Source organism: Actinoplanes lutulentus (genome assembly GCF_003259845.1).
Lineage (GTDB): Bacteria > Actinomycetota > Actinomycetes > Mycobacteriales > Micromonosporaceae > Actinoplanes > Actinoplanes lutulentus.
The window spans coordinates 192,110-218,275 of record NZ_QLMJ01000010.1 but is presented as its reverse complement, the minus strand read 5'-3'; the positions used below and the strand labels follow the sequence as shown (position 1 = coordinate 218,275).

The 26,166-nt window shown below is 68.1% G+C and carries 23 protein-coding genes; 17 read left to right on the top strand and 6 right to left on the bottom strand.

The genetic code is table 11. From position 1 onward, the window contains the following. Positions 1-109: 109 nt before the first annotated feature. Positions 110-886 (top strand): deoxyribonuclease IV, encoded by a 777-nt coding sequence (locus tag B0I29_RS22360; RefSeq protein ID WP_111650986.1) that lies wholly within the window; start codon positions 110-112, stop codon positions 884-886. A gap of 24 nt (positions 887-910) precedes the next feature. After that, entirely contained in the window at positions 911-2,926 is a 2,016-nt protein-coding gene (locus B0I29_RS22355; protein WP_245972677.1) for a polysaccharide deacetylase family protein, read from the top strand. A gap of 37 nt (positions 2,927-2,963) precedes the next feature. Here the strand turns inward: B0I29_RS22355 and B0I29_RS22350 are convergent, their stop codons facing one another. From B0I29_RS22350 to B0I29_RS22340, 3 genes are all read right to left on the bottom strand, one after another. Then, positions 2,964-4,481 carry a glycosyltransferase family 87 protein gene (locus B0I29_RS22350; protein ID WP_111650985.1) on the bottom strand — a complete coding sequence of 506 codons (1,518 nt, stop codon included), beginning with the start codon at positions 4,479-4,481 and terminating at the stop codon, positions 2,964-2,966. A 139-nt stretch (positions 4,482-4,620) separates the two neighbouring features. Further along, entirely contained in the window at positions 4,621-7,017 is a 2,397-nt protein-coding gene (locus tag B0I29_RS22345) for a transglycosylase domain-containing protein (protein ID WP_311733588.1), read from the bottom strand. A 439-nt stretch (positions 7,018-7,456) separates the two neighbouring features. Further along, positions 7,457-7,879, bottom strand: a complete 423-nt coding sequence (locus tag B0I29_RS22340) for a DUF5318 domain-containing protein (protein ID WP_111651079.1) — start codon at positions 7,877-7,879, stop codon at positions 7,457-7,459. A 159-nt stretch (positions 7,880-8,038) separates the two neighbouring features. Here B0I29_RS22340 and B0I29_RS22335 point away from each other — a divergent pair, with 159 nt between their 5' ends. Both B0I29_RS22335 and B0I29_RS22330 read left to right on the top strand, forming a co-directional pair. Continuing rightward, on the top strand, positions 8,039-8,692 hold the full coding sequence (locus tag B0I29_RS22335) for a PadR family transcriptional regulator (protein WP_111650983.1): 654 nt from the start codon (positions 8,039-8,041) through the stop codon (positions 8,690-8,692). A gap of 20 nt (positions 8,693-8,712) precedes the next feature. Then, on the top strand, positions 8,713-9,792 hold the full coding sequence (locus B0I29_RS22330; protein WP_111651078.1) for an inositol-3-phosphate synthase: 1,080 nt from the start codon (positions 8,713-8,715) through the stop codon (positions 9,790-9,792). A 161-nt stretch (positions 9,793-9,953) separates the two neighbouring features. On the opposite strand, the gene B0I29_RS22325 is transcribed toward B0I29_RS22330, so the two are convergent. Next, entirely contained in the window at positions 9,954-10,409 is a 456-nt protein-coding gene (locus tag B0I29_RS22325) for a methylated-DNA--[protein]-cysteine S-methyltransferase (RefSeq protein ID WP_111650982.1), read from the bottom strand. Positions 10,410-10,497: 88 nt separating this feature from the next. On the opposite strand from B0I29_RS22325, the gene B0I29_RS22320 reads away from it, so the two are divergent. The 4 genes from B0I29_RS22320 (at position 10,498) to B0I29_RS22305 (ending at position 13,748) form a co-directional block, all read left to right on the top strand. Beyond that, positions 10,498-11,010, top strand: coding sequence for a SigE family RNA polymerase sigma factor (locus B0I29_RS22320; protein ID WP_260329723.1), 513 nt, complete (start codon positions 10,498-10,500; stop codon positions 11,008-11,010). Next, on the top strand, positions 11,007-12,044 hold the full coding sequence (locus B0I29_RS22315) for a YncE family protein (RefSeq protein ID WP_111650981.1): 1,038 nt from the start codon (positions 11,007-11,009) through the stop codon (positions 12,042-12,044). Before B0I29_RS22320 ends, B0I29_RS22315 begins: the two co-directional genes overlap by 4 nt. An 82-nt stretch (positions 12,045-12,126) precedes the next feature. After that, positions 12,127-12,636 carry a SigE family RNA polymerase sigma factor gene (locus B0I29_RS22310; protein ID WP_111650980.1) on the top strand — a complete coding sequence of 170 codons (510 nt, stop codon included), beginning with the start codon at positions 12,127-12,129 and terminating at the stop codon, positions 12,634-12,636. Then, a complete protein-coding gene (locus B0I29_RS22305) occupies positions 12,633-13,748 on the top strand; it encodes a WD40 repeat domain-containing protein (protein WP_111650979.1) in 1,116 nt (371 codons plus the stop codon). Before B0I29_RS22310 ends, B0I29_RS22305 begins: the two co-directional genes overlap by 4 nt. Here the strand turns inward: B0I29_RS22305 and B0I29_RS22300 are convergent. Beyond that, the gene (locus B0I29_RS22300) at positions 13,745-15,175 is read right to left on the bottom strand and encodes a CCA tRNA nucleotidyltransferase (protein ID WP_111650978.1); all 1,431 of its coding nucleotides are present in this window, start codon (positions 15,173-15,175) and stop codon (positions 13,745-13,747) included. The genes B0I29_RS22305 and B0I29_RS22300 overlap by 4 nt on opposite strands. 57 nt (positions 15,176-15,232) lie before the next feature. Between B0I29_RS22300 and B0I29_RS22295 the strand changes: the two genes are divergently transcribed. The 8 genes from B0I29_RS22295 to B0I29_RS22260 all read left to right on the top strand — a co-directional run bounded on the left by B0I29_RS22295 (position 15,233) and on the right by B0I29_RS22260 (position 24,000). Continuing rightward, positions 15,233-16,111, top strand: coding sequence for a hypothetical protein (locus B0I29_RS22295; protein ID WP_245972675.1), 879 nt, complete (start codon positions 15,233-15,235; stop codon positions 16,109-16,111). Positions 16,112-16,164: 53 nt separating this feature from the next. Continuing rightward, positions 16,165-17,943, top strand: coding sequence for a murein biosynthesis integral membrane protein MurJ (murJ, locus tag B0I29_RS22290; RefSeq protein WP_111650976.1), 1,779 nt, complete (start codon positions 16,165-16,167; stop codon positions 17,941-17,943). A gap of 213 nt (positions 17,944-18,156) precedes the next feature. Next, positions 18,157-19,707, top strand: a complete 1,551-nt coding sequence (locus B0I29_RS22285) for a protein kinase family protein (RefSeq protein ID WP_111650975.1) — start codon at positions 18,157-18,159, stop codon at positions 19,705-19,707. Between the two features lie 30 nt (positions 19,708-19,737). Beyond that, entirely contained in the window at positions 19,738-20,433 is a 696-nt protein-coding gene (gene sigM, locus B0I29_RS22280; protein ID WP_375790625.1) for an RNA polymerase sigma factor SigM, read from the top strand. Next, on the top strand, positions 20,430-21,335 hold the full coding sequence (locus B0I29_RS22275; RefSeq protein ID WP_111650973.1) for a hypothetical protein: 906 nt from the start codon (positions 20,430-20,432) through the stop codon (positions 21,333-21,335). The genes sigM and B0I29_RS22275 overlap by 4 nt, the downstream gene beginning before the upstream one ends. Positions 21,336-21,457: 122 nt before the next feature. Then, complete coding sequence (trxB, locus tag B0I29_RS22270) at positions 21,458-22,417, top strand: thioredoxin-disulfide reductase (protein ID WP_111651076.1); 960 nt, start codon at positions 21,458-21,460, stop codon at positions 22,415-22,417. Between the two features lie 15 nt (positions 22,418-22,432). After that, the gene (trxA, locus tag B0I29_RS22265; RefSeq protein WP_111650972.1) at positions 22,433-22,750 is read left to right on the top strand and encodes a thioredoxin; all 318 of its coding nucleotides are present in this window, start codon (positions 22,433-22,435) and stop codon (positions 22,748-22,750) included. A gap of 98 nt (positions 22,751-22,848) precedes the next feature. After that, complete coding sequence (locus tag B0I29_RS22260) at positions 22,849-24,000, top strand: N-acetylmuramoyl-L-alanine amidase (RefSeq protein WP_111650971.1); 1,152 nt, start codon at positions 22,849-22,851, stop codon at positions 23,998-24,000. Here B0I29_RS22260 and B0I29_RS22255 read toward each other — a convergent pair. Continuing rightward, positions 23,997-24,662, bottom strand: coding sequence for a GNAT family N-acetyltransferase (locus tag B0I29_RS22255; RefSeq protein WP_111650970.1), 666 nt, complete (start codon positions 24,660-24,662; stop codon positions 23,997-23,999). The genes B0I29_RS22260 and B0I29_RS22255 overlap by 4 nt on opposite strands. Before the next feature lie 191 nt (positions 24,663-24,853). Here B0I29_RS22255 and B0I29_RS22250 point away from each other — a divergent pair, with 191 nt between their 5' ends. After that, entirely contained in the window at positions 24,854-26,164 is a 1,311-nt protein-coding gene (locus B0I29_RS22250; RefSeq protein WP_111650969.1) for an aminotransferase-like domain-containing protein, read from the top strand. Positions 26,165-26,166 lie beyond the last annotated feature (2 nt).

The window sequence follows — 26,166 nt, the reverse complement described above, 5'->3', positions numbered from 1 at the left end:
CCACCGGACACGCCGGTATCAGTCAAACCGTAACCAATACGGACAACGAGGACGGAACGACCACGTGACGCAAGAGAAAAGCGTCGGACCCTCGTCGTACGCTCGACCCATGCGCATCGGAGCCCACGTCGATTCCGCCGAACCGCTGGTCGAGGCCGCCGCTCGCGGCGCCGACGCGGTGCAGTTCTTCCTCACCGACCCGCAGGGTTACAAATCCCCCAAACCGCGCGAGGACGCAGAGCAGCTGCGAGCCTCCGAGGTGGACATCTACGTCCACGCGCCGTACATCGTGAACGTCGCCTCACCGAACAACCGGATCCGCATCCCCAGCCGCAAACTGCTTGTCGCGCACGCCAAGGCAGCCGCCGAGATCGGGGCAAAAGGCCTGATCGTGCACGGCGGCCACGTCGGCTCGGGCGCCGACCTCGCCGACGGCTTCGCGAATTGGCGAAAGGCCTTTGAGTACGCGGAGAAGGAAGGCGGCCTGCCCCTCCCGATCCTGATCGAGAACACCGCGGGCGGCGACAACGCGTGCGCCCGGCGCTTCGACGACCTGGCCCGCCTCTGGGACGCGGTCGGCGGGTTCGGTGCCGGCTTCTGCCTGGACACCTGCCACGCCTTCGCCGGCGGGGAAGACCTGACCGGCATCGTCGACCGGCTCAAGTCCATTACTGGCCGCATCGACCTGATCCATGCGAACGATTCAAAGGGTGGATTCGACTCGGGCCAGGACCGTCACGACAACCTCGGGAGTGGGAAGATCGACCCCGAGTTGGTGGTGGCCGCGATCCGCGCTGCTGGCGCTCCGGCGATCGTGGAGACCCCGGGCGGAGCGGATGGCCAGTCCGCCGACATCGCCCTTCTGCGCGAGCGGGCGGGCGGCTGACAGGCACCGCGGCACTGGAGGGTCATGACCGAGCAGCAGCAACCTAACGCCGGGGCGGCGGTCAAGCCCCGGCGCTGGCTCAGGCCATGGCTCGGAAAATCCGAGGCGAAAGCCGAGGTCGCGCTGAAGATTCCGGAGCAGCGCAAACCGGCAGAATCCCCCAAAGAGGATGCTCAGGAAAAGGTCGCTCCCGAAAAAGAGCGGACCCCTCTGCCTTCCACCCGGCCGCCCGGCGCGCCGCCCGACCCGTGGACCGTCTTCGCGACCACCCCCGAGCAGCCGCCCGGCCGGATCCGCCGGGGCCTGGCCGCCGTCGGACGCACCCTCATTCATGAGTACGCCCTGGCGGCGTACGCGAGTGTCGTGATCGCCGTCCTGATGACCTGGCCGGCTATCCGTTACCCGCTGCACACCCTGCCGCAGGACCTCGGCGATCCCTCCCGTCAGGCCTGGCAGCTCGCCTGGGCCGGGCACATCCTGATCACCGATCCGAAACTCCTGTGGCATGCGAACGCGTACTTCCCGCTGACCGACAGCTACGCGTTCGGCGACAGCCTGCTCGGTTACGCGCCGTTCGCGATGCTCAGCAACGGGCCGGTCACCGCCGTCCTGATCTACAACCTGCTGTTCATCGCGGCACACGCGCTGCTCGTCTTCGGGGCGTACGCCCTGGTTCGCCAGCTCGGCGCCCGTCCCACCGGTGCGGCCGTCGCCGCGATGGCGTTCGCGTACGCGCCTTGGCGGCTGGCGCAGGAGGGCCACCTCGACATCATCTCGGCGGGCGGCATCCCGCTGGCCCTCGCCATGCTGGCCCGGGGCCACGGCTGGTCGATGCGGTACGGCCTGCGCCCGTCTCGGCGGCACGCCGGCTGGGCGGCCGCCGGCTGGCTGGTCGCGGCCTGGCAGATCAGTCTCGGGTTCGCACTCGGCATCCCGTTCGCGTACGTCCTGGGTCTGATTTTGATCGTCCTGGTGGTCGGATCGCTCGCTCGCCGGGTGCGGAAACCCGAGTTCCGCGCGCTGGCCCGGTTCCTGCGCAAACCAACAGTTCCGCTGCTCGGCTGGCGGCTGGCGATCACCGACACGCTCGGTGCCCTGATCTTCGCCGGGGTCGCGCTGCTCATCGCCGTGCCGTACACCCGGGTCGCGGACAGCCCGACCCGGGCCGATGAGATCGACTTCTTCTCGCCGCCGCTGCGCAGCCTGCTGATCGGGCCGGCCGAGTCGCGGATCTGGGGCGGCGCGCACGAGGTGCCGCGCGCCTCGCTGGGCTGGGCCGCCGAGATGTCGCTGCTGCCCGGCTTCGTGCTCTACGCGCTCGCCCTGGCCGGCCTCGGGTTCTCGGTCTGGCGGCTGCGGCACCGGATGGTCCTCATGGTCGCCATCACATTCGCGGTGGTGCTGACCATGGGTACGAACTACCTCGGCGGGCGCTTCACCTACCTGCCGCTGTTCGGCCACTACGGTGCCTCGTTCGACCAGCGCATTCCCGGCCGGCTGATGCTCTGGGTGACGTTGCTGCTGGCGATCCTCGCGGCCGGCGCGGTCGACGACTTCGTCCGGCGTGCCGAGCATCTGGCCGCGCAGCGGGTGCCGGCATGGCCCGGCCCGTGGCTGCGGCTCGCGATGCTCACGCCGCTGATCCTGGTCGCTCTGGAGGGCTGGAACAGCACGGCGCATCCGGTGGTCCCGGAGCAGCCCGCGGCGATGCGTACCGTCACCGGTCCGATGCTGGTGCTGCCGACGGCCGAGCTCTCCGATCAGACCGTGCAGCTCTGGTCGACCTCGGAGTTCCAGGCCATCGCGAACGGTGGCGGCACGTTCGCCGCCACCCGGCAGAGCGAGCTACGCAGCCGTGTGGCGACGTTCCCGGACATCGCCAGCATCGAGTACCTGCGGTCGATCGGGGTCGGCACCGTGCTGCTTCTGCGCGATCAGGTGGCCGGCACGTCGTGGGAACGTGCCGGCGACATCCCGGTGGATTCGCTGAACATCAAGCGTGAGGACCTGACCGACGCGGTCGTCTTCCGCCTGAACTGAGGCCCGGGCTGAATCCTGAGCTGAAGCTCGAACCGCTCTACAGCGTTTTGATCAACGACCTCGGGTTGGCGCGGATCTCCTCCGCCGCCTCCGGGGAGGGCCCGAGACCGAACGCCCGCCGGAACCGGGTGACCCACGGCGCCTCCGGGCCGTCCAGCGGACCGGCCTCCGGGTCGGCCCCGTCGTATGACTGCCGGACGTCGTCCAGTTCCGGCCGCCAGATCTCGCGCGCCACCAGAGCGAAGAGCAGACCGACGGTGACCAGGCGTGCCGTCGAGGCGAGCACGAACGTGCCCTCCGGGATGACCGACTTGCCGCCGGCGCCGATCAGCTCGGCGTAGAACGCGGCGAGGTACCCGACCTCGGCGATGCTCCACGCGATGACCGCGCCCCACTTCGGCCGGGCCAGGACGATCAGCGGCAGGAGCCAGAGCACGTACTGCTGCGACCACACCTTGCTGGAGATCAGGAACGCCGCGACGACCAGGAACATCACCTGCGACAGGCGCGGCCGGCGCGGGGCGAGCAGGCCGAGGAGCAGGATGCCGAGACAGATGAGGGCGAAGAACCCGTACGACACGTAGTTGAGCGTCGGGACGTGGTTGCTCAGCCACTGGAACGGACCCTGGTCGCCCTCGGTGCCGGCGGCCCACTTGCCGTCCAGGTACCGGCCGACGTACCAGAACGTGCCCCAGTCGATCGGCCGCTCCGAGTTGAGCTGGAAGAACCGCAGCCAGCTCTCGTGGTACCAGTAGAAGACCGGGAAGTTGACCACCGCCCAGGTGACGGCCGTGGCGAGGAACGAGCTGATGAACGGACGCAATCGTCCGGTGCGCAACGCGAGGATCAGGATCGGCCCGAGGATGAACAGCGGCCATAGCTTCGCCGCGGCACCCAGTCCGAAGAAGACACCCGCCCAGACCGGCTTGCGCTTCGTCCACAGGAAAAGCCCGTACGCGGCCAGGCCGATCGCCAGGAAGTCCCAGTTGATCGTCGCGGTGAGCAGCAGGATCGGCGAGAGCGCGAAGATCGCCGCATCCCATGGCCGGCGCCGGCGCAGCGCCAGGATGATGCCGACAGTGGCGACGGCGAAAAGGGACAGCACCAGGGCGTTGGCGTTGTAGAACCAGCTGCCCTGGTTGATGTCCGGGTGATCCTGGCCGTACCAGTGCACCGGCAGGCCGAGCGCGCCCATGAAGTAGCCGGTGACGACCGGGTACTCCACCGGGTGGTCGACGTACGGGACCTTGCCCTCGTTGATGCCCTCGGCGTAGTAGAGCGCCAGCACATCGGTGTAGCAGTACCGGGTGTACTGGACGTTCTTCTGCCAGTTCCCGTCCATGCAGGGCGACTTCTGCACCCAGGACAGCGCCAGGACCAGGCAGGTCAGCGCGAGGACGATCCGTGGCGCGTTCCAGAACCGGCCGGGCCGCGAGTCGGGTCGCACCGCGTGCGAGCCGAGCGGGCCGCCGATGAACTGAGAGAGTCCCCGTACGAAACCGTCCGAGGTCGGTTCAGAGACGTCCGGCTGATCGGTGGACGGTTTCGCGCTCATGACTTGGCATCATGCCGCATCCGCCGCCATTAGCGGTGACAGGCCGCGGTGCCACACCGATCTTCACAGAACTCTTCCCACAACAAGGACGGCGCCCGCCTCCAACCGGAGGCGGGCGCCGTCAACGCATCAAGACGCGTCAATCACCGTCGTCGGTGTCCCCGTTACCGTTTCCATTGCCGTTCCCGGCATTGCCGGTGTCTCCGGTGTTCCCAGTGTTCCCGGTGTTGCCTTCCTGACCCTGGCACAGGATCGGGAACTGCTGGCAGACCTGGCTCTGGTTCGGGTCCTCGGTCGGAGTCACGACCGGCGGCGGGTCCTGGCCGTTCGCGTACTCGCTGTCGGGGTTACCCGTCTCGATCCGGTCCGGGAAGTCCTTCTTCTCCCACTTGAGCTCGTCGACAACGGTCTCGATGAACTCTTCCCAGATCGCGGCGGGAGTGCCGGAGCCGAACATCTTCTTCGTGCCGCCGGCTTCCTTGAGCTCGACCTTGTCCTTGGCGCCACCGACCCAGACGGTCACCGCCAGCTGCGGGATGCCGCCGACGAACCAGGTGTCGCCGTTGCCCTTCTTGTACTCCCAGGTGCCGGACTTGGCGACCGACTCACGGCCGTCCGAGATCCGGTTGTCGGCGGCCTTGGGGATCTCCGACATGACACCGAGCAGGTTGGACATCTGCGCCGAGTCGAAGACCTGCTTGCCCTTGAGGTTGTCGCTCGAGACGGTCGTCTGCTTGCCGGTGTTCGAGTCGCGCTTCTTCACCGTCTTGATGAAGTGAGCGTCGTGCCGGACACCGCCGTTGACGATGGTGGCGACACCCTGGGCGTGCTCGAGCGGCACCACGCGGTACTGGCCGAAGGCGACCTCGTTGTCGAAGTAGCCACCGCTCTTCCACTTGGAGGCGTTGGTCTTGGTGAGGTCGACCATCTCGCCGCTGAGGCTGCCCTCTTTGGCGTCCGTCCACATGTAACGGATACCGGCGTCACGGGCTGCCGCGATGACCTTGTCTCGACCGATGTTGTTGGCGATCCAGTAGAACGGGAAGTTGTACGACTTGACCGTCGCGAACTCCAGGTCGCAATACTTGATCTTGCCCTGACACACGGCTGAGTCCTCGGCGCCCGCGTTACTGATCTTGGTGCCGTTCGGACGCTTCTGCGTACCGTCCCAGGTCGTCTTGAACGAGATGTCTTCCTTGAGACCGGCGGCCAAGGTGTAAATCTTGAACGTCGAGCCCGGCGACTGGCCGCCGTAGTCGAGAATTCCACTGCCGTCGCCGGCCATGTAGCCGCCGTAGTCCATGCCGTTCGGGTCGTCGCCGGCGTAGTAACCGAGCACCCGGCCGGTGTCCGGGTCGATGCCGATCACGGCGGACTGGTAGCTCTTCGGGCGCCCGTTCAGCGGCGACGTCTTGCTCTTGCGCGAGCCGGCGGCCTCGGCCGCGGCCTGCACCTTCGGGTTGATCGTCGTGGTGATCGTGTAACCACCCTGGTTGTACTCGTCCTCGGTGATGCCCATCTGCGCCAGCTCGAACTTCACGTGCCGCATGACCATGCCGACCGGCTTGCCGTCGGCACAGGTCTTGCACGTGGCGCTCTTGCTGATCGGGTTCACCTTCGGGTACGCCCGCTTGTCGTACTGCTCCTGGGTCATCCAACCCTTTTCGAGCATGTTCGCCAGCGTGTACTCCCACCGATCTTTGGCATCGGTCGGGTTGTAGTTCGGGTCGTAACCCTTGTGGTAATCGTTCGGGTAGGGCTGCTTGATGATCGAAGCGATGACCGCCGCCTGGTAGACGTTGATCTCGTTCTTCGCGCCCTTGACGACCGAGGCGTTGAAGTAACCGTTGGCCGCGGCCTCTGCGCCGTACCGGCCCTCGCCGAGGTCGATGTAGTTCAGGTACATGCCCATGATCTGGGGCTTGTCGTACTTCGACTCGAGCTTGCGGGCGATGACCGCCTCACGCAGTTTCCGGCTGTAGCTGATCTCCTTGAGCTCAGCAACGTGCCGGGCGTACTGCTGGGTGATGGTCGAGGCGCCCTGCTTGTCGCCACCGGTGAAGTTGTTCCACGCGGCGCGGGCGATGCCCTTCATGTCGATGCCGTTGTGGGTGTAGAAGTTCTTGTCCTCAGCGGCGGCGACGGCGTTCTGCATCACTTCGCTGATGTTCTGGTAGGGGACGTTGATACGCGGCGAACCATCTTTCGCCAGCGTGTTCCCCTTCGAGTCGGTGATGACGTTCATCTGCGCCTCGGCCTCAGGCGTGGGCAGTTCGACGTCGTCGAAGAAGTACGTGCCACCGACGATGCCGACACCGAGCATGATCACCAGGACGGCTGCCGCGGCGGTGAGGATGTTGGCACGGCGATGCTTCTTGTCCGCCTTGCTCCGGCCACCTCGGCCGGGCCCACCACCACCGGGGCCGCCGAAGCCGGGACCACCCGGGCCGCCAGGACCGCCTGGCCCACCACCACCGGGCGGGACGGGCCGCACCGCGGCGCGGGCGACGGAGGCTCGGCCACCAGCGGGTGGCACCGCGGCGCCGGCCCGAGCCGGGCCAACCGAAGCCGAACCGACCGAGGCGCGCCCAGCTGGGCCACCAACCGAGGCGGAACCGACTGAGGCCGAACCCACCGATGCCCGGCCTGCTGAAGCGCCGCCCACCGATGCACGCCCGGCCTGACCGGCCACTGACGCGGAACCCGAGGGACGTCCCCCGAAATCGTCGTCAGGCGTGGAAGCAGCGGACGGCCCGGGCACTCGGGCCCGGGCTCGTGCGGACTGCGGATCGCCGTACCCGTTCATGTGTTCACACCTACCGGTCGCGGGGGCGGAACAGGCCGACCCGGCGGGGCCGTCCTGTCTATGCGCCTCGAGCGGACGTTTTCAGCTGCGATGGCGGCTGTCTTGTCAAATCCTGGAAGTAACAGAAACTCGGTCCCAAACCTGTACACGGTAACGAGATCGAACCGGTTCACCGACGCCCCTCCCCACCGTGTGACGCAAGCGGCGTGTCGGTATCGGATTCAACGAGGCCATCCCGGCCGAGCACGTAGCGCTCGATCAGGTGGTTCCACGCGCAGGAGCGGCACACCTCGACCACGAAGACCTGAAACTCACGCAGCGTCATCGCGAGAACTGGCAGCTCTGCCAGTTTCCGCGCCTGGCCGGCGGAGTTCTTGAGCTCTTCGCCATAGACGTAGTGCACAAGTGTCAGGTTGTCGCGGCGGCAGATCGGGCACCGCTCGTCGGTCGGCTCGCCGTGGTATGTCGCCGCGTTTCTCAAGTAAGGAGACGCGTCACACACCTCAAGTGCGCCGACCTGGCCGTTCCGCACGTCGCGCAGGACTGCTCGCCTCTGTAGCGAGTAGTCGATGACCTGCCGCTGCGTGCGCATGGCGAAGAGAGTACGCGGTTGCCGCATCCGCGGCGACAGCCATCACGCAGCGTGGCGAGTCAACTCCGGAGCAGTGTCCGAGTTGCGCACTTGGCGGGGCCGATCTACGGTGACGATGTATCGGGCCGATACATCGGGACACACCGCGAGGAGGGTCGAGTGCTGGAATTGGCGATTCTCGGTCTCCTCCAGGAGGCTCCGATGCACGGTTACGAACTCCGCAAGGAGCTCGCGACCAAGCTCGGCACGCTCCGGGCCGCCATCAGTTACGGCACGCTGTACCCGACGCTGAAGCGTTTGAAGCTGGCCGGTTGGATCGGCGAGGCCGAAATGACCGAGACCAGCGACATCATTCCCCCGATGACCAGCAAACGGGGCCGCGTTGTCTACAAGATCACGGCCGAGGGCAAGGAACGCTTCGCGGACCTGCTGACCCAGACCGGCCCGGAGACGTACGACGACACCGGCTTCGGCGTCCACTTCACGTTCTTCTCGCGCACCGACCGGGCCACCCGCCTCCGCATTCTGGAAGGCCGCCGCCGCCGGGTCGAAGAACGCCGCGAAGGACTTCGTGAAGTTTTGGCTCGCGCTGCCGATCGTCTGGACGCGTACACCCTTGAACTTCAACGCCACGGGCTCGACGCGTGCGAACGCGAAGTCCGCTGGCTGGAAGAACTGATTACCAATGAGCGCTCCGGCCAGACCCCCGGGCGCAGCCGTTTCGGCCCTGCCGGAGCGCAACCGGCCGCCACACCGGCGGCCGGCTCGGAAACACCCCCGGAACAACCGCGTCCGCATCTGGACCGGCCGTGATGAACAAGGAGGCAAACGCGATGGGCTCCGTCCGCGTCGCCATCGTCGGTGTGGGTAACTGCGCCTCGTCCCTCGTGCAGGGCGTGGAGTACTACAAGAACGCCGACCCCAACGACCGCGTCCCGGGTCTCATGCACGTAACCTTCGGCGACTACCACGTCTCTGACGTGAAGTTCGTCGCGGCGTTCGATGTGGACGCCAAGAAGGTCGGCATGGACCTGAGCGACGCGATCGTCGCCAGCGAGAACAACACGATCAAGCTGACCGACGTGCCGCCGACCGGCGTCACCGTGCAGCGCGGCCCGACCCACGACGGTCTGGGCACGTACTACCGCGAGATGATCGAGGAGTCCTCGGCCGAGACCATCGACGTCGTGCAGGCTCTGCGCGATGCCGAGGTCGACGTGGTCGTCTCCTACCTCCCGGTGGGCTCCGAGGTTGCCGACAAGTTCTACGCGCAGGCCGCGATCGACGCCGGTTGCGCGTTCGTCAACGCTCTGCCGGTCTTCATCGCCTCGAACCCGGAGTGGGCGCAGAAGTTCACCGACGCCGGTCTCCCGATCGTCGGCGACGACATCAAGAGCCAGGTCGGCGCCACCATCGTGCACCGGGCGCTGGCGAAGCTGTTCGAAGACCGCGGTGTCGAGCTGCTGCGCACGTACCAGCTCAACTTCGGCGGCAACATGGACTTCATGAACATGCTGGAGCGCAACCGCCTGGTCTCGAAGAAGATCTCGAAGACCCAGTCGGTCACCTCGCAGATCCCGCACGAGATGGTCAAGAGCGACGTCCACATCGGCCCGTCGGACCACGTGCCGTGGCTCGACGACCGCAAGTGGGCGTACATCCGCCTTGAGGGCCGCTCCTTCGGTGACACCCCGCTCAACGCCGAGCTCAAGCTCGAGGTGTGGGACTCCCCGAACTCGGCCGGCGTGATCATCGACGCGGTCCGCGCCGCGAAGATCGCCCTCGACCGTGGCGTCGGCGGCCCGATCCTCTCGGCCTCGTCGTACTTCATGAAGTCCCCGCCGGTGCAGTACAGCGACCACGACGCCCACGCGGCCGTCGAGGCGTTCATCAAGGGCGACATCGAGCGCTAAGCACCACCTGAGCGAAACTCAAGCTCAGCGAAAAGGCCGGTCCACGTCGTGGGCCGGCCTTTTTCACAACCCCACTTCGGTACGCGTCGACGGCCTCTCGGTCCACCCGGCCGACTGACGTCCGTCCCCCCGGCGCGCTCCGCCGCCGGCACCGGCGTTCCCTAACTCCACAAACTGGTCAGCGCCACCCGTGCCTCCAACTCCAGCAGCTTGCGTTTGCGATCGAGGCCGCCGCCGAAACCGACCATCTTGCCGCCCGCGCCGACCACCCGATGACACGGCACGATCACCGGGATCGGGTTGCGATTGCAGGCGGTGCCCACGGCCCGAGCCGCTCCCGGATCACCCAGCGCGGTGGCGATCGCCCCATAAGTGATCATCTCGCCATAAGGGATCTTGGCGATCTCGCCCCAGACGGCACGCTCGAACTCGGAGCCGCCGCGCATCTCGACCGGCACCGTGAACTCGGTCAGCTCACCCGCGAAATAGGCGCTGAGCTGCTGTGCGGCAGGATGCTCGGCGACCGGGCCCGGCTGCGCGCCGAAGCGCACGCTCACCACGACGTCATCCTCGGCATGAACACCCAGCGGCCCGATCAGGGAATCGACGACGAACATGGCTCCGATTCTCCCTCGGAGGTCTGACAACTTCGTGCAAAGTTCCAGGACCGAACGGCGTACTTCTATCCGGGAGGTGACCGTGACTTTGTCGAACGAGGCGGAGTTCACCGCGTTCGTCGTCGATCGGGCGCCGGCGCTGGTCCGTGTCGCGTACGCGCTGACCGGCGACCAGCAGACAGCAGAGGACCTGGTCCAGTCGGCACTGGCGAAGGCATACGCCCGATGGTCGCGGATCAGCGGTGATCCCGAGCCGTACGTGCGACGGATCATCTACAACGACCGGGTCTCCGGCTGGCGCCGCCAGGGCCGCCGTCCCGAACTGCTGATGGCCGAGCTTCCGGAGGCGGGTCCGGCGTACCGGCACGACCAGGACACCGCGCTGCGCCTGACGCTGCGGCAGGCTCTTCTTTCCTTACCTCCCCGGCAGCGTGCCGTGCTGGTCCTGCGCTATCTGGAGGACCGATCGGTCGAGCAGACCGCCGAGGTCCTGGGCTGCCGGCCCGGCACGGTGGCCAGCCAGGCCGCCCGCGCGCTGAAGAAGCTGCGCGAACTGGTGCCCGAGTTGGACGACGCGACCGCCGTGGAGGTGCTGCGATGATCGACGACCTGCTCCGAGCCACCGTCCGCGATCTCGCCGACGAATCCGGCACCCCGCACGGTCTGGCCGCCCGGGCACTGGCCGACGGCCATCGGATCCGGCGCAACCGCCGCACTGCCACCGTCGCCGCCGCGCTGGCCGCGGTGCTGGCCGTGACCGTCCCGATCGTGATCGCGCGAACGCCGGCCGACGAGACCAGGCCGTTGCCGGCCGCGACGGTCACGGTGGCCCCTGCGCCGGCCTTCAAGCAGACAGAGGTGTTCACCGGACCCGGCGGCGTTCCGTTGCTGAGCATCGAGGACCGCACAAAGACTTTCGTCCTGAACCCGAAGACCGGCGGCTACCGAGAACTCCCCGCGGGTGTCGTCTGGATCGAGCCGTCCCCGGACGGCCGGCGCGCGGTGGTCGGGCGAGAGAACTCGGAGAAGGTGGAGATCCTCGACCTTCGCACCGGCGAATCCTGGCGGACAGCAGTGACCAGGACATCAAACGTTTCCTGGTCGGGAGACGGCTCCCGGGTTCTGGTCTCCCACGAGACGGGCTACTCGATCATTGAGCCGGCCCGGCGGCGAAGCACAGACCGCACGATCGAACCCGGCCAGCTGGCGTGCCTCGAATTCTGCGAGTTCACCTGGTTCGCCGGCGACACCCGGATCGCGCTGCCGCAGGTCTCGAAGCTCGGCGAGCAGGAGTCCCGAGTCAGCGGCGTGGCGACGTTCGAAGCGAACAGCGGCACGGTGATCGAACAACTGCCGATCAAGGCGCTGCCGATCGACCAGTTCTCGGCGTCCCCGGACGGGCGTCTGCTGCTCACCCGGCAGAACCAGTCGCCGGAGCAGATATCCATGATCGAAATCGCTTCCCAACGGGAGATCGCTCACTTCTCCGTCGCCTGGTCCCAGTTTCTCGCCGACGGGACGGTGCTGGCCCAGAACGGGGGCATCCTGACCAGGTATGCCGCGACCGGTGCCGTACTCGAGAAGGTGGCTCTGCCGCCAGAGCTGACCGGACGGCACCTGACGTTCGGTCTCTGACGTTCGGTTTCTGACGCTCGGTTTCTGGGAGAACATGCAAGCTTTCCGATCGGTCATGCGTCTGACCTCGTGGAGGTGACCGGTGAAGCAGTCGCTCGAAGACGAGTTCACCGCGTTCGTCGCGGAACGAGGGCAGTCGTTGCTCCGGATCGCGCACGCTATGACGGGGGATCGGGATGCCGCGCAGGACCTGGTGCAGGGTGCGCTGGCCAAGGCGTATTCGCACTGGCCACGCATACATTCCGACGCGGAGGCGTACGTCCGCAAGATCTTGTACAACGACCGGGTGTCCGCCTGGCGCAAGGCCGGCAACCGCAACGAGGTGACCGTCGCCGACGTGCCCGACCGGGCGAACCGGGAACGGCACGACGACGACGTGGCGGAGCGCCTCGCACTGCGTGAGGCGCTGCTCTCGCTCCCCGCCCGCCAGCGCGCGGTGCTGGTGATGCGTTACCTCGAGGACCGTTCTGTGGAGGAGACCGCCGAGGCGCTCGGCTGCCGGCCCGGAACGGTGGTCAGTCAGGCCTCCCGTGCCCTGGTCAAGCTTCGCGCCCTGGTCGGACGTGTCACGCCCTTGGAGGCATCCCGATGAGAGATCTGGAGGACAACCTGCGCGACGCGGTTCTCGACCTCGCCGACGATGCTCCTCGGCCGCTCGATCTCGCGGCCGCCGCGCGTACCAAAGGCCGCCGGATCCGGAGGCGGCGCCATATCGCCTTCGGCGCTGTCGCGGTGGCGCTGATCGCTGTCACCGTGACGCCGTACACCGTGCTCCGCAAGGACGCTGCCGAGCCACTGCCGGCGGCAACCGTGAGCCCTTCGGTGGAGGCGACGCCGACCACCGTTTCCCTGAGCGCCTTCGACGCCGGCAAGCCATATCGGCTGCTCGGCGGCGCGGTCATCACCGCGCTGAGCCGGACCGTGGACAAGCCGGACTCGCCGGACGTGTACACCGAGGACGAGATCCATCACGTGCTGCTCAACCGGAAAACCGGCCGATACGGGGAGCTGACCGGGAGGTACGGGGCGGTGGTGCCCGGCCCGGACGGCCTCATCGCGGCCTACGGCGGCGCGACGGCGGAAAAGACGACACGCATCGTCACCGCGTCGGGAGCCATCCGGCGCACGATCTTCTACCGGCCGATCGGCGGTGACCCTGATCCTGAGTGGTCGCCGGTCGACTCCCGGCTGCTCATCCCGACGTCGGAGGGCTTCGCCATCACCGACGTGACACGGGACGACGACGTCAGAACGGGCGCACTCTCCAACTGCCCGGACTGGTGCTCCCTGTCCTGGCTACCGAACGGCAAGGAGTTCGCGGTGACGCAACGCGACTCCACCCAGCCGCGCTCCGAGGCGATCCAGGAAAAGGTCGGATCGCTCGACATCTACTCGGCCGGCACCGGCAAGCTGGTGCGATCGATCAAGATGACCGGCCGGCCGCTCGGCACCCGTGCCTGGTCCCCCGACGGCCGGCACGTCCTGGTCCGCCCCGAGAGCGGCGCGATCACGCTCGCCGACGTCAGGAGCGGCGCACCGATCGCCGAACTGATCGGCTCGGACGCCCTCTATCTGAAGGACGGCCGCATCCTCACGGTCGACGACGAGTTCGTGATGCTCTACGACGCACAGGGCCGCGCCCTGGAACAGGCCGACCTGCCCCGAGAATTCCAGGGCCTGACCGTAAAAGCAGGACTGCCCTAAGAAACGTGCCCCTGCTCGCGGGCCCACTTGAACAACTCCGCCTCGGCCTCGTCGCGATCCAGCGGCCCCCGGTCGAGGCGGAGCTCTTTCAGGAACCGCCACGCCTGCCCGACGATCGGACCCGGCGGCACACCGAGGAGCTCCATGATCGCGTTGCCGTCCAGGTCGGGGCGGACCTTGGCCAGGTCCTCCTCGGCCTCTATCCGGGTGATCCGCTCCTCCAGCGCGTCGTAATCCGTCGCCAGCTGCGAGGCCTTGCGACGGTTGCGGGTGGTCACGTCGGAGCGGGTCAGCTTGTGCAGACGAGAGAGCAGCGGACCGGCGTCGGTGACGTAACGGCGCACTGCCGAATCAGTCCACTCGCCTCTCCCGTACCCATAGAAGCGCAGGTGGAGGGCGACAAGCCCGACCACCTCGGAGATCACGTCCTTGGGGTACTTCATGGCTTTCATGCGCTGCTTGGTGAGCCGCGCGCCGACCACCTCATGGTGGTGGAAGCTGACCCGGCCGTCGCGGCCGACCGCCTTTGTCGCCGGCTTGCCGATGTCGTGCATGAGGGAGGCCATCCGGAGTACGAAGTCCGGGCCCCCGTCGCCTTCGAGCCGCATCGCGTTCGTCACGACGATCAGCGTGTGCTCGTAGACGTCCTTGTGCTGGGCGTGCTCGTCGATCTCCAGCTTGAGCCCGGAGACCTCGGGGAGGAACCGGTCGGCCAGCCCGGTGTCGACCAGCAGGCGCAGGCCACCGATCGGGTCGGCGGCGGTCATCAGCTTGGTGAACTCGTCACGGATGCGTTCCGCGGTGATTCGGTCGAGATCAGGCGCCATGTCCCGCATAGCGGAAATAACCGGCTCGTCCACTGTGAACCCGAGCTTCGCCGCGAACCGCGCGGCCCGCAGCATCCGAAGTGGATCATCGCCGAACGAGGCCTGCGGTGCGGCCGGCGTCCGGATGAGCTGCCGTGAGAGGTCCTCAAGCCCGCCGAACGGGTCGGTGAACTCGTGCCCCGGCACCGAGACGGCCATCGCGTTGATCGTGAAGTCCCGCCGCGACAGGTCGTCCAGCAGCGAGTCGCCGTAGGAGACGATCGGGTTGCGGGTCAGTCCGTCGTACGCCTCGGCGCGGAACGTGGTGATCTCGATCCGCAGACCGTTTTTCTGGATGCCGATCGTGCCGAACTCCCGGCCGGTCTCCCAGATCGCGTCGGCCCACCCGTGCACCGCCGAGAGCGTTTGCTCCGGCCGCGCGTCGGTGCAGAAGTCGAGGTCGTCGCCGAGGCTGCCGAGCAGCGCGTCACGGACCGAGCCTCCGACGAGGTGGAGCTCATGGCCCGCGGCGGCGAACCGGCGGCCTAACTCGTCGGCGACGGGGGACACGCGGAGCAGCTCGGCTACCGCTTTCTGCTGGGCGGAATTTAAGACAGACATGGGGTGACCAGCTTATAGGCTTTGGCAGTCGGCCAAGTCGCCGGGCAGGATGGCTGCGTGCCCGTTTCTGAGGCGCTGCTTCCCCTGACCCAGGACCCCGGGTTCTGGACGGGACAGATCAGCGAAACCGACGACCTCCCACCACAGCTCCGCGTGTCGTTTCCGGTGGTGGACGGCTATTCGCTGGTCCTCGACATCGAGTTTCCCGCAGGCGATCGAGCCCTCGGTCTTCGCCGTCCCGCGTCGAGCGAACCGGTCCAGCTGGGCTGGTCGCCGGCCGCCGGTCCGTACCCCGCCGCGCTGCACTGGTGGGAGCTGGAGTCATTCGCACGGGTGATCGCTCTGGAAGATCCACTGCTGCCCCATCCCGGTCTGGTGGTGGCCCTGCTGTCCCCGTTCGCCCCGGCGACCGCCGACGACGATCTGACGGCGATCACGGCGGTGCGTGAGGCCGCGTACCGATCGCTGCGCCGGGAGGTTCCGCCCGCGATCGATTCCGGGCCGGAACAGACCCCGCTGCCGCTTTTCGCCGACGAACGCTGGTGGCCGGCCCCGCAGGCTCTCTCACCCCAGGTTCTCGACGAGGCCGCTGTCGCGGCCCTGAGCGCCCCGGCCTGGGCGACACTCCAGGTCCGTGCCGGGAGTCGCTTTCCGCACGAGGACATCCTCGATCTCGTACGCCGAACCGGCGCGCGCCTGCGCCACATGCCCGAACAGCATTGGTACGCACAAACCCGCGCCCTGGCCCGCCGGATCACCGACTCCGGCGACCTGGCCCTGGTGCCGGCGCTGCTCGGCGCGCTGACCGAGGCCGGATGCGACCACCCCACCGTTCTGGATGCGCTGAGTGAGCCCTTGGTTCCGCTGGAGGCATGCTGGATGGTGGAAACGCTGGCCGGAGCAGATCCCGGCACCCTCCTGCGTCACCACCTGTGACCGTCACCCTTATGGTGACTTCAATATCGGCACGTGTGTAGGAGGAGACTCGGGTGAACGGCGGTCTCTACCGGAGCACGCATGCGACGCCAGATGATCAGCAACCACCGGCGGAGGACGGCGTCACCGTGATCTCGGTGGATGCCGAGATCCCCGGCGGCGACCAGGCCCTGCCTCCCGAGCAGGTGCCGCCGACGCAGGGCAGCGATGCCCAGGGAAGCGGTGACGGCGGCACGGCCGGGCAGAGCGCGATCATGGCGATCGGCAGCCTGGTCAGCCGGGTCATCGGCTTCGTCCGGAACGCTCTGATCGGCATGACCCTCGGCGCCGGCGTGGGTGACGCGTACACGAGCGCCCAGTTCCTCCCCGGCCAGATCTACGAGCTGCTGCTCGGCGGCATCCTCTCCAGCGTGCTGATCCCGCTGCTGGTCCGGCGGCGCAAGGCCGACCCGGACGGCGGCCAGGAGTTCACCCAGAAACTGCTCACCTTCGCCGTCACCTCGCTGGCGATCGCGACGGCGCTGGTCGTGGTGGCCGCCCCGGTGATCACGGCGTTGCAGGCCAGCGACGGGAACACCGAGGCGTACTCGGGACTGGTCACCAGCTTCGCGTACCTGATCCTGCCGATCATCTTCTTCACCGGCCTGTCCGCGCTGATCGGCGCGGTGCTGAACGTACGCGGCCATTTCGCCGCGCCGATGTGGGCGCCGATCCTCAACAACATCGTGGTGATCGCTACCTGCGGTGTGTTCGTGCTCGCCTTCGGCACCGACGGCGGTCTCACCCCGGAAAGCATCACCCCGGCACAGATCGCGCTGATCGGCGGCGGCACCCTGCTCGGCATGGTGGTGCAGGCCGCCGGCCTGCTGCCGGCCCTGCGCAAGGTCGGTTTCCGCTGGAAGTGGCGCTGGGACCCGCGCGCGCTCGGCCTGCGCGAGATCGGCAACCTGGCCGGCTGGATGCTCTGTTACGTCGCGGCGAACCAGGTCGCGGTCTTCGTCGTGGTCCGCATCCTCAACGAGGTGGCCGGCAAGGGCAGCGCCAGCGTCCTGGCCTTCAACAACGTCTACCTGCTGACCATGATGGCGCACGGCATCATCGGCGTGTCGGTGATGACCGCCCTGCTGCCGAAGATGAGCGCCGCAGCAGCCGACGGCCGGTACGACGAGGTCAGCGCCGACCTGACCCGCGGCATCAAGCTGGTCAGCGCCGCGCTCGCCCCGATCGCCGTGGTCTACGGCGTGCTCGGCGACCCGCTGGCCGTCTTCCTCTTCCAGGGCGGCAACTTCGACAACGACGCGGCGCTGGACACCGGCACCGTACTGACCGTCTCAGCGTTCGCTGTGCTGCCGCTGTCGATCAGCTACCTCTGCACCTATGCCTTCTATTCACTGCAGGGCAACAAGACGGTCGCGCTGATCAACATCCCGGTGGTCGCGGTCCGGATCGGCGCGTACTTCGCCCTTGCCGCAATCCTCAGCGAGTCGCTCTCGGCGGCCGGCATGACCGCCGCGAACGCCGTGTCGTACCTCGCCTCGGCGGTGATCTCGCTGACCGTGCTGCGCCGCAAGATCGGCCGGCTGGACCTCGGCTCGGTCGCGGTGTCGCTGATCAAGGTGATCGTGGCAGCCGCGGTCGCCGCCGGACTCGGCCTGCTGGTCGTGAGCCTGCTGCCCGGCGCCGGCGAACCGGACGGCCGGATCGAGGCCCTCGTCCAGCTGCTCGCGGGCGGCGCGGTGATCCTCGTCGCCTATCTGGCCGCGGCGCTCGGCCTGCGTGTCCAGGAGATCAGCCAGGTCGTCGGGATGGTTCGCCGCAAACTGGGTCGTTGATCAAGCGGAAGCCCGTCCTGATCAGGAGTTTCTGATCCAGCTCCGCCCGGAATGTCCCGATTGATGGCGGCACGATGCGATGCCGCGCCGGGGGGACGACCTGCCAGACCCTGGCCCTGTACGGGTATGGTCGGTGAGCATGTGCGCGGGAGCACGTTGTCCTGAGCGCCGAGTCATGTACCACCCAGGTATGCACCACCCGAGGGAGGACTGGTGACCCAGGTCGGCGAAGGCCACGAGACCGCGGCCGACGAGGCCGGACCGGTCTTGACCTTCGGTGCGCCCACAGCCGGGGAGATCCTGGCTGAGCGTTACCAGCTGGAACAGCACGTCAACAACGACAGCGCGGGCCGTCAGGTCTGGCGCGGCATCGACGTCATTCTCCGGCGCCCGGTCGCCGTCGTTCTTCGACACCCCGGCGGCGCTTCCGCCACCGAGATGCTCCAGGCCGCGGTCGCCGCGAGCCGCGTGATCCACCCCAACCTGGTCGGCGTCTACGACGCGATCGACGAGCAGGAGCGGGCGTACGTCGTTCGCGAGTGGGTCGAGGGCGAGTCGCTGCGTGACCTGGTCGGTGCCGAGGGTCCTCTCGACCCGGCGCGGGCCATCGCCATCGCGCACTCGGTCGCTGACGCGCTCACGTCGGTGCACGCCACCGGGATGATCCACGGCAACGTGCACCCCGGCACCACGCTGATCGGCGACGACGGCCGGGTCGTGCTGGCCGACGCCCGGGCCGACTCGGCGGACAGCGTCGAGCTGGACATCCGCGCGGTCGGCGGGCTTCTCTACTTCGCGCTCACCGGCCACTGGCCGCACAACGAGATCAGCGACTCCGCGCTGCCGGATGCGAATCGCGACAGTTCCGGCAACCCGGCGGCGCCGCGGCAGATCCGGGCCGGCGTCCCGGCGTACCTGGACGACCTCACCATGGACCTGCTGGACAGGCGGGTCGCCGCACCGGCGGCCGACGCGCTCACGGCCGAGCTGGGCCGCCTGGACGCCGCCGCCGAGGACGAGGAGTACGAGGACGTCGGTCCCCTGCGCTTCGTCCAGGGCAACGCGTCGTCGAGCGAGCCGATCAAGAGCACTCCGAAAATCATGCTGGGCGTCGGCGCGCTGGTCATCATCGCGATCGTCGGCCTGATCTTCGGCATCCGGGCGATCAGCAGTTCCAGCAGCACCGACACCGAGGCCAACCCGCCGGTCACGGCCGGCGCCGGCCAGGATCCGGAGACACCGGCCGGTGGCGAGACCGCGGCGCCCGAGCCGAAAAAGATCGCACTCACCGCCGACCAGGTCCGCATCGTCGACGCGCCGCCCGGTTCCCGTGGCGACTCCGGCGAGGCGAAATACGTCGTCGACGGCGACCCGGAAACCGCCTGGACCACCTCGCGGTACGACGGCGCGCCGAACTTCGGCAACCTGAAAGAGGGCATGGGCGTCCTGATCAACCTGGGCAGCCCGCGCTCGCTCGCCGAGGTCCGGGTGTCCACATCCGCGCCCGGCGTGGCCATGGACGTGCGCTACGGGACGAACGACCCGGGTGACAGCCAGAGCGGCGACGGCAAGATCCTCAAGGACTACAAGAAGCTCGGCGACGGCGACGCGGAGAAGAGCACCGGCACCAACTGGGCGTTCTCCGGCTTCGAGCCCGACCAGAAATACCAGTACGTGCTGGTCTTCCTGACCGAGCTCCCGCCGAACGAGGACGGCGCCGGTTTCAAGGTCAGCGTCAACGAGATCGAGTTGTACGGGTTCTGACGGCCCCTCCCAAGAGCCGCGGTGGACTACATTGCTGGCGTGACTTCCCGGGACGTATCTGCCGGTGTGCCCGGTGCGGGCGAATCCGCGCCGAGTGATGCCGAGTTGATCCGTGCCCACGTGGCAGGCGAGCCGGATGCTTTCGCCGAGCTGGTTCGCCGCCACCGGGACCGCCTCTGGGCGGTGGCGCTGCGCACTGTCGGCGAGCGCGAGGAGGCCGCCGACGCGCTGCAGGACGCTCTGCTGAACGCGCATCGCAACGCGGCCCGGTTCCGCGGCGACTCGGCCGTGACCACCTGGCTGCACCGGATCGTGGTGAACGCCTGCCTGGACCGCCTTCGCCGGCGCCAGGCCCACCCGACCGTCCCGCTGCCTGACGGCAACCGTGACGAGGATCGCCCGTCCGCTCCGGAACCGGCTGCTCCCGCTCCCGACCATGACACCGCGCTCGTCGTCCGCGACGCGCTGGCCGCCCTTCCGGTCGACCAGCGGGCCGCGATCGTGCTGGTCGACGTGCAGGGATACCCGGTCGCCGAGGCGGCCGTGATGCTCGGTGTGGCGGAGGGCACAGTCAAGAGCAGGTGTGCCCGCGGGCGAGCCAGGATGGCGGTGACCCTCGGGTTCCTGCGGGGCGAAGGGAACCGTCCGGGCGGCGGCAACGTCGGATCCGGGTCGGGGCCGGTGACTTCCTTGCCGGCCGGGCACGATCGGAGGGATCAGCGGTGACGGGCGCCGAGTTCGACGGGGTCGACCTCGATCTGCTTGCCGATTTCATCGGCGGCGCTCTGATCGGCACGCCCGACGACGAGCGGGTGAGCGTCCTGGTCGCCGACGACCCGGTGTGGCGGGAGGCCTATCAGCGCCTCGCCCCGGGGATGGCGGCGATCGGCACGATGCTGCGTGACCTGCCTCCCGACCCGATGCCGACTGATCTTGCCGGGCGGCTGGACGCGTTGTTCAGCACGGCTCCCACGGTCACTGCGCCGTCGCAGGAGCAGGCCGCTGATTCCGTACCCGGGAAGGTCTTGGATCTTGCGGAGGCGCAGCGTGAGCGCGCCGCTGGGGCCCGGCCACGACGCAGGCCGCGCTGGGCCGCACCCGTCTCGATCGCGGCCGGGGTGATCGCTTTCGCGGGGTTCGGGCTGAGCCAGATCTCCGGCGGCGACGCGACCGACTCCGGCGCGAGTCTGAGCGAGGCGCAGGGCGCCGCGGACCCTGACGCACCGATGGTCGCGATGGCGCCGGCGGTGGGTTCGGTCCTGCAGTCCGGCTTCGACTACGACGCCGCGACGCTGATCCAGGAACCCGCGTCGCTGATGGGCAGCCGTTCGGCCTCCTCAGCGGCGGTCTCCTCCAACGATGTCGACGAGTCCGCGGCGGCGACGAAAAATCCGCTCAGCCGGCTGCTCGAACCGAGCGCGCTGGCCGACTGCCTGGACGCGATCGCCCGGCAGAACGGCGGAGGGCCTCTCACTGTCGACTCGGTGGATTACGCCTTCTACACCGGCGCTCCGGCCCTCATCGTCCGGTTCGCGGCGGCCAACGGCGGGTGGGTGTGGGCGGTCGGGGTGGCCTGCGGCACGCCCATCGGTGACGCCGACGCCCTGGCAAAACTGCCGGTACGCTGACCGAACCCCGGTGAGGTCCGACACGGCCGGAACCTGGGGAATGGCGAATGCCTAGCATGACGTTCTAGCGTGCAGTGTCGCCGGCGTTTCGGTACGGCGACAAACAGACTGAGGAGTCGGCAGTGGACGAGGTCCGCAATCTGATCATCATCGGTTCGGGGCCGTCCGGCTACACCGCGGCGCTCTACGCGGCCCGGGCGAACCTCAAGCCCCTGGTGATCGAGGGCGTCCAGTCCGGTGGCGCTCTGATGACCACCACCGAGGTGGAGAACTTCCCTGGTCACCGCGACGGCATCATGGGCCCCGAGCTCATGGACAACATGCGGGCGCAGGCCGAGAAGTTCGGCGCCGAGTTCATCACCGACGACGTGACCCGCGTCGAGCTCGGCGACAAGCCGACCGAGCCGGGCACCGAGGGCCTCAAGACCGTCTGGGTCGGCGAGAAGGAATACTTCGCTCGCGCCGTGATCCTGGCGACCGGTTCCGCGTGGCGCCCGATCGGCGTGCCCGGCGAGCAGGAACTGCTCGGCCGCGGTGTCTCGTCGTGTGCCACCTGTGACGGCTTCTTCTTCCGCAACCAGCACATCGTCGTGGTCGGCGGTGGCGACTCCGCGATGGAGGAGGCCACCTTCCTCACCCGGTTCGCCGAGACCGTGACGATCGTGCACCGGCGTGACTCCTTCCGGGCCAGCAAGGTCATGCAGAAGCGTGCGCTGGACAACCCGAAGATCAAGGTCGAGTGGAACACGGTCGTCGAGGAGGTCCTCGGCGACGACGGCAAGGTCGGCGGCGTCCGCCTGCGTGACGTCAACTCCGGCGAGACCAAGGTTCTCGACGTCACCGGCGTCTTCGTGGCGATCGGTCACGACCCGCGCAGCGAGCTCTTCAAGGGTCAGGTCGAGCTGGACGACGAGGGCTACGTCAAGGTTCAGTCGCCCAGCACCCGGACCAACGTCGTCGGCGTGTTCGCCGCCGGTGACCTGGTCGACCACACGTACCGGCAGGCCATCACCGCGTCCGGCACCGGCTGTGCCGCGGCGCTGGACGCCGAGCGTTTCATCGCTTCATTCGTAGAGCTGTAAGACCGGAGGGTCCTTGTGAAGGTCGTCACCGAACAGACATTCGCCGCCGACGTGCTGCAGTCCGACAAGCCTGTGCTTGTCGACTTCTGGGCCGAGTGGTGTGTGCCGTGCAAGAAGGTCGACCCGCTGCTCGCCGAGATCGCCGAGTCGGAGCTGGGCTCGCAGGTGGAGATCGTCAAGGTCAACATTGACGAGAACCCGCAGATCGCGATGCAGTACCAGGTCATGTCGGTTCCGACGCTGACCATCTTCAAGGGCGGCGAGCGAGTCAACTCGGTCGCCGGCGCGAAGCCGAAGAGCTTCCTGGTCAACTTCATCGAGTCGGCTCTCTGACGGCCGTTCGTAAGCCCGTTCGTACGCCCCGCGCCGTTCTGGTACGCGGGGCGTACGCTCGTCAAGGTTCGTCCTTCCTCGCCCCTAGGGAGTCGTGAGTGCGGTCCATCCGACGCGGAGACACCGGTCCTGCAGTTTCCGAAATCCGGTCGATCCTGGCCGGTCTGGAGCTGATCTCCTCAGACGAACCGGATGTGTTCGACGAGGCGGTCGAGGACGCGGTTCGCGCGTTCCAGCAGGGCCGAGGGCTCGGTGTCGACGGTCTGGTCGGCGACGAGACCTGGGGCGCTCTGGACGCGGCCCGCTGGCGTCTCGGCTCGCGGACGCTTTTCCACTCGGTCCCCGACGCGCTGGTCGGTGAGGACGTGCGGGCGCTTCAGGAGCGTCTGCTGGAGATGGGTTACGACACCGGCCGGCCCGACGCGATCTACGGTTCGCGTACCGCCCGGGCGGTGGCACAGTTCCAGCGTGAGGTCGGCCTGGCGCCGGACGGCTCCTGCGGCCCGCAGACCATGAAAGCGTTGCGCCGGCTCGGCCGCAAGGTCGTCGGTGGCCGCCCGCAGTGGCTGCGTGAGGCCGAGGCCTTCCGCCAGTCCGGTCCCAACCTGGTCGGCAAGACCATCGTGATCGACCCGGGTCACGGCGGCGGTGACGACACCGGCGTCGTGGTGCCCGACGGCCCGCTCCGGTGGAACGAGGCGGACCTCGTCTTCGACCTGGCCACCCGGCTCGAGGGCCGGCTCGCCGCGGCCGGCATGCGGGTGCACCTGACCCGTGGCCCGTCGCCGACGGCCCCGATGAGCGGCGCCGAGCGCGCTGCTCTCGCCAACAGCCTCGGCGCGGACCTGCTGATCTCGCTGCACCTCGACGGCCAGGACTCCGAGACCGCCCAGGGTGTCGCGACCTATCACTACGGCACCGGCAACGGCCTGAGCTCCACTGTCGGCGAGCGTCTGGCGGCCCTGGTGCAGCGCGAGATCGTGGTCCGGACCGGGATGCACGACTGCCGCACCCACGCGAAGACCTGGGACCTGCTGCGCCTGACCCGGATGCCGACGGTACGCGTCGACCTCGGTTACCTGACGTCGCCGCACGACCGCGAGCACCTGATCGACCCGGCGTTCCGTGAGCAGATCGTCGAGGCGCTGCTCGCCGCGGTCCAGCGGATGTATTTCCCGGTGGAACGGGACGTGCCGACCGGCTCGATCGACGTCCGGCAGCTGCGTCTCGCCTTGGCCGACCGCGCCTAGTTGTCCATGCTGCTGGTGGCCGGCATCGGCCGCAGCAGCTTTTCCGGGCTCATCGAGCCCAGCAGCTTTTCCAGCGCGTACTCGACGTCGGACTTCCAGGACAGGGCCGTCCGCAACTCCAGCCGCAGTCGCGGGTAACGGAAGTGCGGGCGGACCGTCTTGAAGCCCACCGACAGGAAGAAGTCGACAGGGGCCAGGCAGGTGCCGTCGCGCTTTTCCTCGTCGTCGGGCTCGCCGGCTTTCGCGTCGCCGAACGCCTCGATCGCCTTGATCCCGCGTTTCGTCAGGTCACGCGCCACGCCCTGAACCAGCATCCGGCCGAGGCCGCCGCCGGCGAACGCGGGCACGACCTTGGCCGTGGTGAGCAGCGCGGCGTCCGCGCTGACCGGGGACGTGGGGAACGCCATCGAGCGGGGGACGTAAGCCGGTGGCGCGTACATCACGAAGCCGGCCGGCATGCCGTCGACGTACGCCAGTTTGCCGCAGGAGCCCCACTCCAGAAGCGTCTGGGAAACCCATGCTTCTTTTTCCAGACCGGGGTCACCACTGGCACAGGCTCGCTCGGCGGAGACCGGGTCGAGCTCCCAGTGAACGCACTGCCGACAGGGCCGGGGCAGGTCCTCAAGAGTGTCGAGGGTGAGATTGACCAGGCGCCGCGACATGGCGAACCCCCTGCACAGGACCGGGACGGATTGGAAACGCTCATCCGCGCCCCCCGGCGAATCCTACGCCGGAATCACCATGAACGGGAGCAGGTCGGGCAACGGCCCAATGGGACGGCCGGGCTCAGGTGCCCTTTCCCCGTTTACTATCGATGGCGTCTGCACCACCGATATAGCGAGGTGAGAGCCGCATGACCGGCACAACTCAGGACGATTACACCGATCGGTACGCGCGACGTGTTCGCGGGATGACCACTTCGGAGATCCGCGCACTGTTCGCCGTCACCAGCCGCCCCGAGGTGGTGTCGCTGGCCGGCGGTTCGCCGTACATCGCGGCCCTCCCGCTCGACGCGGTCGGCGAGATGCTGAACCGTCTCGGTTCCGAGCAGGGCACCACCAGCCTTCAGTACGGCATCGGCCAAGGCACGATCGAGCTGCGCGAACGCATCTGTGACGTGATGACCCTGTCCGGCATCCACAACGCGTCCCCGGACGACGTGGTGGTCACCGTCGGCGGCCAGCAGGCCCTCGACCTCCTGGCCCGGCTCTTTCTCGACCCGGGCGACGTGGTGCTCGCCGAGGGGCCGACGTACGTCGGCGCACTCGGCGTCTTCCAGGCCGCCCAGGCACAGGTGAAGCATGTGGCCATGGACGCGGAGGGCCTGATCCCGGCAGCACTTGAGGAAGCCATCGCGGAAACGGAGAGAGCAGGCCGCCGGGCCAAGTTCCTCTACACGATCCCGACCTTCCAGAACCCCGCCGGTGTCACCCTCTCGGAGGAGCGGCGCGAGCAGGTGCTCGACATCTGCGAGCGCGCCGGTCTGCTGGTGATCGAGGACGATCCGTACGGAATGCTGTCCTTCGAGGGTGAGGCGCCGCTTCCGTTGCGCGCCCGCCGCCGCGACGGCGTCTTCTACGTCAGCACCTTCTCCAAGACGTTCGCGCCGGGCCTGCGGGTCGGCTGGATCCTCGCGCCGCACGCTGTCCGGGACAAGCTCGTCATGATGAGCGAGGCCAACGTGCTCTGCCCGAGCGCGTTCGCCCAGGGCGCCGTCACGCAATACCTGACGGCGATGCCCTGGCAGGAGCAGATCAAGGTCTACCGCGAGATCTACCGGGAACGCCGCGACACCCTGCTCGAAGCCCTCGAGGCGCAGATGCCGGAAGGCACCACCTGGACCCGCCCGACCGGCGGCCTCTTCGTCTGGGCCACCCTCCCCGAGGGCCTCGACTCCAAGGCGATGATGCCCAGGGCCATCGCCGCGCGCGTCGCGTACGTCCCCGGAACGGGTTTCTACGCCGACGGGACGGGCCGGGGCAACATGCGGCTCAACTTCTCGTTCTCGTCGCCTGAGCGGCTTCGTGAGGGCGTGCGGCGCCTGTCCGGGGTGATGGAGAAGGAGCTGGAGATGCGTGCCGTCTTCGGCGGCTCCGCTGCGCTGGCTCACCAGCGCCGTCGTGGTCCAGCCGCTGCCGACACTCCCGGCCACGAGTTGGCATGATC

Bases quoted from the DNA above. Each gene is read 5' to 3' on its own strand.
- B0I29_RS22360 (WP_111650986.1), top strand. From the start codon at position 110: ATGCGCATCGGAGCCCACGTCGATTCCGCCGAACCGCTGGTCGAGGCC.
- B0I29_RS22355 (WP_245972677.1), top strand. From the start codon at position 911: ATGACCGAGCAGCAGCAACCTAACGCCGGGGCGGCGGTCAAGCCCCGG.
- B0I29_RS22350 (WP_111650985.1), bottom strand. From the start codon at position 4,481: ATGAGCGCGAAACCGTCCACCGATCAGCCGGACGTCTCTGAACCGACC.
- B0I29_RS22340 (WP_111651079.1), bottom strand. From the start codon at position 7,879: ATGCGCACGCAGCGGCAGGTCATCGACTACTCGCTACAGAGGCGAGCA.
- B0I29_RS22330 (WP_111651078.1), top strand. From the start codon at position 8,713: ATGGGCTCCGTCCGCGTCGCCATCGTCGGTGTGGGTAACTGCGCCTCG.
- B0I29_RS22325 (WP_111650982.1), bottom strand. From the start codon at position 10,409: ATGTTCGTCGTCGATTCCCTGATCGGGCCGCTGGGTGTTCATGCCGAG.
- B0I29_RS22315 (WP_111650981.1), top strand. From the start codon at position 11,007: ATGATCGACGACCTGCTCCGAGCCACCGTCCGCGATCTCGCCGACGAA.
- B0I29_RS22305 (WP_111650979.1), top strand. From the start codon at position 12,633: ATGAGAGATCTGGAGGACAACCTGCGCGACGCGGTTCTCGACCTCGCC.
- B0I29_RS22300 (WP_111650978.1), bottom strand. From the start codon at position 15,175: ATGTCTGTCTTAAATTCCGCCCAGCAGAAAGCGGTAGCCGAGCTGCTC.
- B0I29_RS22255 (WP_111650970.1), bottom strand. From the start codon at position 24,662: ATGTCGCGGCGCCTGGTCAATCTCACCCTCGACACTCTTGAGGACCTG.
- B0I29_RS22250 (WP_111650969.1), top strand. From the start codon at position 24,854: ATGACCGGCACAACTCAGGACGATTACACCGATCGGTACGCGCGACGT.